General features: G+C 74.4%; 5 protein-coding genes. 2 read left to right on the top strand and 3 right to left on the bottom strand.

Translation table 11 applies throughout. The features are described 5' to 3' along the window. Window positions 1-208 precede the first annotated feature (208 nt). Entirely contained in the window at window positions 209-1,597 is a 1,389-nt protein-coding gene (locus AB0K17_RS17205; RefSeq protein ID WP_365983394.1) for a gluconate:H+ symporter, read from the bottom strand. A 45-nt stretch (window positions 1,598-1,642) separates the two neighbouring features. Beyond that, the gene (locus AB0K17_RS17200; protein WP_365983393.1) at window positions 1,643-2,140 is read right to left on the bottom strand and encodes a gluconokinase; all 498 of its coding nucleotides are present in this window, start codon (window positions 2,138-2,140) and stop codon (window positions 1,643-1,645) included. A 97-nt stretch (window positions 2,141-2,237) separates the two neighbouring features. Between AB0K17_RS17200 and AB0K17_RS17195 the strand changes: the two genes are divergently transcribed. After that, the gene (locus AB0K17_RS17195) at window positions 2,238-2,930 is read left to right on the top strand and encodes a FadR/GntR family transcriptional regulator (protein ID WP_365966967.1); all 693 of its coding nucleotides are present in this window, start codon (window positions 2,238-2,240) and stop codon (window positions 2,928-2,930) included. A gap of 228 nt (window positions 2,931-3,158) precedes the next feature. On the opposite strand, the gene AB0K17_RS17190 is transcribed toward AB0K17_RS17195, so the two are convergent. Beyond that, on the bottom strand, window positions 3,159-4,577 hold the full coding sequence (locus AB0K17_RS17190; protein ID WP_365966968.1) for an amidase: 1,419 nt from the start codon (window positions 4,575-4,577) through the stop codon (window positions 3,159-3,161). 220 nt (window positions 4,578-4,797) lie between these two features. Here AB0K17_RS17190 and AB0K17_RS17185 point away from each other — a divergent pair, with 220 nt between their 5' ends. Next, window positions 4,798-7,041: an AAA family ATPase gene (locus AB0K17_RS17185; RefSeq protein WP_365983400.1), complete on the top strand. Its 2,244-nt coding sequence runs from the start codon at window positions 4,798-4,800 to the stop codon at window positions 7,039-7,041. The last annotated feature ends 16 nt before the right edge of the window (window positions 7,042-7,057 follow it).

Here is a 7,057-nt window from a genome sequence, read left to right as displayed (position 1 = left end):
TTATTTCACTTGAGTGCAGTTCCTAGTTTAGAAATAGCTATACGGGGCATCCCCCCCGTCCCCGGCACCTCAAACGCCGGACGGGCTGCATTGCAGCCCGTCCGGCGTTCGAGGACACCGGGCGAAGCCCGGTCGGGGGTCCGGGGGCTTGCCCCCGGGAAACGGAGAGGGCGGGACCGGGGCGCGGCCCGCCGCAGGCGCACCGCCCCTACAGCAGCGCCGAGAGGCTGAGCACGCTCACCAGCCCCGTCACGGAGATCACCGTCTCCATCAGGGACCACGTCCGCACCGTCTCCCCCACGCTCATCCCGAAGTACTCCTTCACCATCCAGAACCCCGCATCGTTCACGTGCGAGAAGAACAGCGATCCCGCCCCCACCGCCAGCACCAGCAGGGCCGTGTGCGTCGTGCTCATGTCCGCCGCGAGGGGGGCGACGAGGCCGGCGGCCGAGATCGTGGCGACCGTCGCCGAGCCGGTCGCCAGGCGGATGGCCACGGCGATGAGCCAGGCCAGGAGGAGAGGCGACAGGGACCAGTCCTTGGAGACCTCCAGGATCATCCGGCCGACGCCCGCGTCCACGAGGGTCTGTTTGAAGCCGCCGCCGGCGCCGACGATGAGGAGGATGCCGGCGATGGGGGCGAAGGCCTTCTCGACGGAGGCGGGGACGGAGTCCGTGCCGCGGCCGAGGGTGGCCATGCCCACCAGGACGGCCAGCAACAGGGCGATCAGGGGTGAGCCGATGACGTCGGCCGCGCGCTGCACGGGGTGGTGGGGGTCGTCGACGACGACGTCCGTGACGGCCTTGGCGAGCATGAGAACCACGGGCAGCAGCACGGTCGCGACGGAGGCGGCGAAGCCGGGGCGAGGGCGGTCCGGCGCCTGCTCCGGAGCGTCCGGTATCAGCGCCTGCGGCGGCGCGACGTCCACCCACCGCGCCGCGTACCGCGCGAACAGCGGTCCGGCGATCACTGCCGTCGGGACGGCGACCAGCACGCCGAGGGCGAGGGTGACGCCGAGGTCGGCGCCGATGGCGTCGACGGCGGCGAGCGGTCCGGGGTGGGGCGGGACGAGGCCGTGCATGACGGACAGGCCGGCCAGGGCGGGGATGCCGATGCGCATCAGGGAGTGGCCGCCGCGCCGGGCGACGAGCAGGACGACCGGTACCAGCAGCACGATGCCGACCTCGAAGAAGAGGGGCAGTCCGATGACGCCGGCGATGAGCACCATGGCCCAGGGCATGGTGCGCGTGCCGGCCCTGGCGAGGATCGTGTCGACGATGCGGTCGGCACCGCCGGAGTCGGCGAGCAGCCGGCCCAGGATCGATCCGAGGGCGATGAGGACGCCGACGCCCGCGACGGTCGAGCCGAGCCCGGTGGTGAAGGAGGTGACGGTCTTCTCCAGCGGTGCGCCGGCGGCGACGCCCAGGACGAGCGTGCCGACCGTCAGGGCCAGGAAGGCGTGGAGCTTGAGCCGGCCGATGAGGACGACGATGACGGCGATGCCGACGAGGACGGCGATGCCGAGCCGGGCATGGCCCGCGGTGGTGATCGGTGCGGCGGGGGCCGCGGCCAGCATCTCGACGCTGAGAGTGCTCACGGGGCTTCCTCGGGGGGTCTTCGGGGGTCTTCGGGGGAGGTGGGGTCAGAGGCGGGTCAGGGCGGCGACGGCCCGTTCGGCCACGGTCCGGGGGCCGGGCGCGACGTCGACGGTGACGCCGGCCTCGTCGGCCCCGAGGGGTTCGAGCGTGGCGAACTGCGAGTCCAGCAGCCCGGGTTTCATGAAGTGGCCGGTGCGGGCCGCCATCCGGGCGGCGACGAGGTCGCGGTCGCCGGTGAGGTGGAGGAAGACGGTGCCGGGGGCGGCGGCGCGCAGCCGGTCGCGGTAGGCGCGTTTGAGGGCGGAGCAGCTGACGACGCCGCCGCGGCCGTGGGCGGCCTGTTCGTGCAGCCAGGCGCCGACGGTGTCGAGCCAGGGGGCCCGGTCGGTGTCGTCGAGGGGGATGCCGGCGGTCATCTTGGCGATGTTGGCGGCGGGGTGGAGGTCGTCGCCGTCGGCGTACGGCATGTCCAGCGCCCGGGCCACCAGGGCGCCGACCGTGCTCTTGCCGGTGCCGGCGACGCCCATCACGACAATGCTCATCACCCGGCCACCCAAACGGATGAGTACGACTTATTCAAGCCGCTGTGATGTAAACGTCATACTTATCGCGCTGTGTGGTGGCCCGTACGCTGGGCGCATGGACAACGGACTGCACGCCCGGGTGCTGGACTCCCTGGGGCCCGCGATCACGGCCGGGGAGTACCCGCCCGGCAGCGTGCTGCGCACGGACGAGCTCGAGCAGCGGTTCGAGGTCTCGCGCACCGTCGTCCGCGAGGTCATACGCGTCCTGGAGGCGATGCGCCTGGTCGCCTCCCGGCGCCGGGTCGGGGTGACCGTCCTGCCGGTCGAGGAGTGGAACGTCTACGACCCGCGGGTCATCCGCTGGCGGCTGGCCGGACCGGACCGCCCGCGCCAGCTGCGCTCGCTCACCGTGCTGCGCTCGGCGGTCGAGCCGGTGGCCGCCGGCCTGGCGGCGCGGCACGCGACCGCGGAGCAGTGCGCCGAGCTGACCGAGCACGCCCTGGGCATGGTCGCCACCTCCCGCGGCCAGCAGCTGGAGGGGTATCTGGTCCACGACGTCGCCTTCCACCGGGTGATCCTGCGGTCCTCGGGGAACGAGATGTTCGCGCAGCTGGGGGATGTGGTGGCCGAGGTGCTCACGGGCCGCACCCGCCATCATGTGATGTTCACCGACCCCGACCCGGCCGCGGTCACCCTGCACGTGCGCGTCGCCGAGGCGGTGCGCGAGCACGATGCGGGGCGGGCGGAGGCCCTGACGCGGGAGATCGTCACGGGTGCGATGGCGGAACTCGACGTCCTCGCGCCGTAGCGCCCCTTCGGGGCGCCCCGCAGGGGCGCGCCCCTAGGCCGTGTCCGGCGGTTCATGCAGTGCCCCGTAGGGGCGCGGGGAACGGCGCGACAAGCCACGGCGCAGCCGCAGATTGCCCGGGCCCCGGGGTGGCGTGTCAGCTGCGGGCCGTCGCCGGCTGGTCGCGCAGTTCCCCGCGCCCCTACGGGGCGCCGTGGTGGCGCGTGACGAAGATCCGCCGGACACGGCCTAGCGAGGGTGGCCGGGAGGCCAGTTCTCGTACCAGCGTTGGTCGGCCTCCAGCTGCGCGGCCAGCGAGATCAGCAGCGGCTCGCTGTTGGAGGGGCCGAGCAGCTGGACGCCCGTCGGCAGCCCCTCCTCCGTCAGCCCCGACGGCACGCTGACCGCCGGCCAGCCGAGCACGTTCCACGGCCACGCGTACGGGCAGGCGGCGATCATGCGGGAGTTGGTGTCGCGGCTGCGGAGGCCGGCCAGGTCGCCGGTGCGCAGCGGCGGTACGGCGGTGGTGGGGGTCAGCACGGCGTCGAACCGCCAGAACAGCTCGCCGATCCGGCGTCGCAGGGGCGCCTCGGCCGCGCGGGCCGCGCGCAGCACCTCGCCGCCGAGCAGCAGCCCGCCGCGTGCGTTGACGCGGGTGCGGGCGTCGAGGAGCGCGCGGTCGGGCACGCGCGCCGTCCAGTCGCGTACGCCCGCCATGGAGCGGGGCACGAAGGCCAGCCCTATGGGCCCGTAGCGCAGTTCCTCCTCCACCACCTCGTGCCCGAGCAGGGCCAGCCGGTCGGCGATGCGCAGGGTCGCGGCGCGCACGGCGGGGTGCAGCCAGTGGCGGACGGCGGCGAAGGCGGGGCGCAGGGAGAGGGCGATGCGCAGCCGGCGGCGGGGCTCGTGGCCGGCGGCGGCGAGGACGTCGACGGCGGGCGGGCGGTGCAGGTCGCCCTCGTGGGAGCCGGCGGCGGCGTGCAGCAGCAGGGCGGCGTCGGCGACGCTGCGGGCCAGCGGCCCGTCGCAGGTGATGCCGCGGAAGGCCTCGCGGTGGGGCCAGGTGGAGATGCGGCCGCGCTGTGGCTTGATGCCGACCAGGTGCGTCCAGGCGGCGGGGATCCGGATGGAGCCGGCCCCGTCGGAGCCGAGGGCCGCGGGGACGAGCCCGGCCGCGACGGCGGCGGCCGAGCCGCCGGAGGAGCCGCCGGGGGTGTGCTTGAGGTTCCAGGGGTTGCGGGTGACCCCGAACGCCGGGCCGTCGGTGACGGGCCACTGGCCGAGCTCGGGGGTGTTCGTCTTGCCGACGACGATCGCGCCGGCGGCGCGTAATCGGCGCACGGCCTCGCAGTCGGTGCGCTGCGGCGGGAAGATTCCGGGGCAGCCGAAGGCGGTGGGTTCGCCGGCCAGGTCCATGTCGTCCTTGACGGCCACGGGCACGCCCAGGAGCGGCAGGCGTTCGCCGGCGGCGAGGCGCTCGTCGGCCGCGCGGGCCTCCTCGACGGCCCGTTCGGCGCGGACGAGTCGGAAGGCGTTGATCGTGCTCTGGGTGGCCTCGATCCGGCGCAGGGCCCGCTCGACGAGCTCGCGCGCACTGACCTCGCGCTCGGCGAGGGCCCGGGCCTGGGCGGCGAGGCCCTCGGGCCATTCACTTCCGTAACCGGTCACGGGGGTTCCCTTCCCGTGGCCGAACACGTGTTAACCGTACGGGCGTTTGCCGCTGCCGCCGGACTTCGGGGACAACAAAAAACCCCGGCCGAAATCCGGTCGGGGTATATTGGTTGTTTCCATGCCTGAGCCCAACTCAACGCATGGGGAAGCTTGATGAGGCCATCATATCCGTGCGGGAGCCGAATTGTCAATCGCCGAAACCGCGGTGAACGCGGAAATGCGTCGTGAGCAGGAATTCATCGATCTGCTGCACGAACGCCTCACCGAACTGCGCACCCGGTCGGAAGCCGCGCTGCGCGCAGCGCTCGTGCCCGCCGGGAACACCTTCCAGGCGCGGCTGGAGCGCGATGTGCTGGTGGCCGAGCAGACGGGGCTGCTGGCGGCCTTCGACGCCGGGGAGCACGGGCTGTGCTTCGGCCGCCTGGCCTTCCGCGACGGGCGCGACCACCACATCGGCCGGATCGGCATCCGGCGCGACGACCCCGACCGCACGCCGCTGGTCGTCGACTGGCGCGCCGAGGTCGCCCGGCCGTTCTACCTGGCCACCGGGCACACGCCCATGGGGCTGCGGCGCCGCCGGCACATCAGCATGCAGGGCCGGCGGGTCACCGCCCTGCACGACGAGATCCTGGACCTGACCGACACCGAGCGCACCGGGCACGAGGGCAGCGACGCGGACGCGGTGCTGCTCGCCGCGCTGGACGCGGCGCGCACCGGGCGGATGCACGACATCGTGCAGACCATCCAGGCCGAGCAGGACCGCATCATCCGCGCGCCGCACCGCGGCGTGCTCGTGGTGGAGGGCGGTCCCGGCACCGGCAAGACCGTCGTCGCCCTGCACCGGGCGGCGTACCTGCTCTATGCGCACCGCGAGCAGCTGGCCCGGCGGGCCGTGCTGATCGTCGGCCCCAACCCGGCCTTCCTCGGCTACATCGGCGAGGTGCTGCCCTCGCTCGGCGAGACCGGCGTCCTGCTGGCCACGCCCGGCGAGCTGTTCCCCGGGGTGCGGGCGACGGCGGCGGACACGCCGCACGCCGCCGAGGTCAAGGGCCGGGCGCAGATGGCCGACGCCCTCGCCGCGTACGTGCGCGACCGGCAGGTCCTGCCCGATCCGGAGCTGCGCATCGCGCACGAGGACGGCGAGCTGCTGCTGACCGCGGACATCGCCCGCGCGGCCCGGCAGGCGGCCCGGGCGACGAAGCTGCCGCACAACCTCGCCCGCCCCTTCTTCGCCTTCCACGTCATCGACGCGCTGACCGCCCAGCTCGCCGACCGGATCGGCGCCGACCCCTACGGCGGGCCCAACTTCCTCGGCCCCGACGACGTCGCCCAGCTCGGCAAGGCGGTCGCGGGGAGCAGCGAGGTGCACGCCGCGATCGAGGAGCTGTGGCCCTCCCTCGTCCCGCAGCAACTCGTCGCGGACTTCCTCGACGAGCCCTGCCACCTGGCCGAGGCCGACGCGGAGGCGATCCGCCGGCCCGCGGCCGGCTGGGACGGCGCCTGGACGCCCGCCGACGTGCCGCTGCTGGACGAGGCCGCCGAACTCCTCGGCGAGGACGACTCCGCCGCCCGCGCCGCCGCCGAGGCCGAGCGGCAGGAACGCATCGCCTACGCCCAGGGCGTGCTCGACCTGTCGTACGGCTCGCGCACCCAGGAGTTCGAGGACCGCGAGGACGAGGACTCGGAGGTGCTGGCCGCGCACGACCTGGTCGACGCCGAGCGGCTGGCCGAGCGCCACGAGGAGGCCGACCACCGCAGCGCCGCCGAGCGCGCGGCCGCCGACCGCACCTGGGCGTTCGGCCATGTGATCGTCGACGAGGCGCAGGAGTTGTCGGCGATGGCCTGGCGGCTGCTGATGCGCCGCTGCCCGACCCGCTCGATGACGCTGGTCGGCGACCCGGCGCAGACCGCCGAACCGGGCGGTGTCGGCTCCTGGGAGGCGGCCCTCGCCCCGTACGTCGGCGACCGCTTCGAGCATGTGCGCCTGGGCGTCAACTACCGGACGCCCGCGGAGATCATGGAGGTGGCGGCGGCCGTCCTGCGCGCGGCCGGCGCCCCCGCCGCCGCCCCGCCGCGCTCGGTTCGTTCGACGGGCGTACGCCCCTGGGCGCTGCACACCGCCGACCTCCCCGGCGCGGTGGCCACGGCGGTGGCCCGGGAGACGGACGGGACCGGCCGCCTGGCGGTCATCGCCCCGGCCCCCCTCCTCCCGGCCCTGGCCGAGGCCCTGCCGGACGCCTCGTGGGGCCCGGCCCCCGACCTGACGCGCCCGGTGGTCCTGCTGGACCCGCGGCAGGCCAAGGGCCTGGAGTTCGACACGGTGCTCGTGGCGGAACCGGCGGAGTTCGGCGGCAGTGACCTGTACGTCGCCCTGACCCGGGCGACGCAGCGCCTCGGCGTGATACACGCATCGGCACTGCCGGCGCCGCTCGCGGACTGTCTGGCGGCCCCCCGGAGTTGACCGATGCCGCCGCCCC

The sequence above is a fragment of the Streptomyces sp. NPDC049585 genome, assembly GCF_040675615.1.
Classification (GTDB): domain Bacteria; phylum Actinomycetota; class Actinomycetes; order Streptomycetales; family Streptomycetaceae; genus Streptomyces; species Streptomyces luteosporeus.
The sequence above is the reverse complement of the archived record's forward strand: the minus strand, read 5'-3'. Positions and strand labels throughout refer to the sequence as shown.

Excerpts from the sequence above, each read along its gene's own strand:
- AB0K17_RS17200 (WP_365983393.1), bottom strand. The coding sequence starts at position 2,140 with ATGAGCATTGTCGTGATGGGCGTCGCCGGCACCGGCAAGAGCACGGTC.
- AB0K17_RS17195 (WP_365966967.1), top strand. The coding sequence starts at position 2,238 with ATGGACAACGGACTGCACGCCCGGGTGCTGGACTCCCTGGGGCCCGCG.
- AB0K17_RS17185 (WP_365983400.1), top strand. The coding sequence starts at position 4,798 with ATGCGTCGTGAGCAGGAATTCATCGATCTGCTGCACGAACGCCTCACC.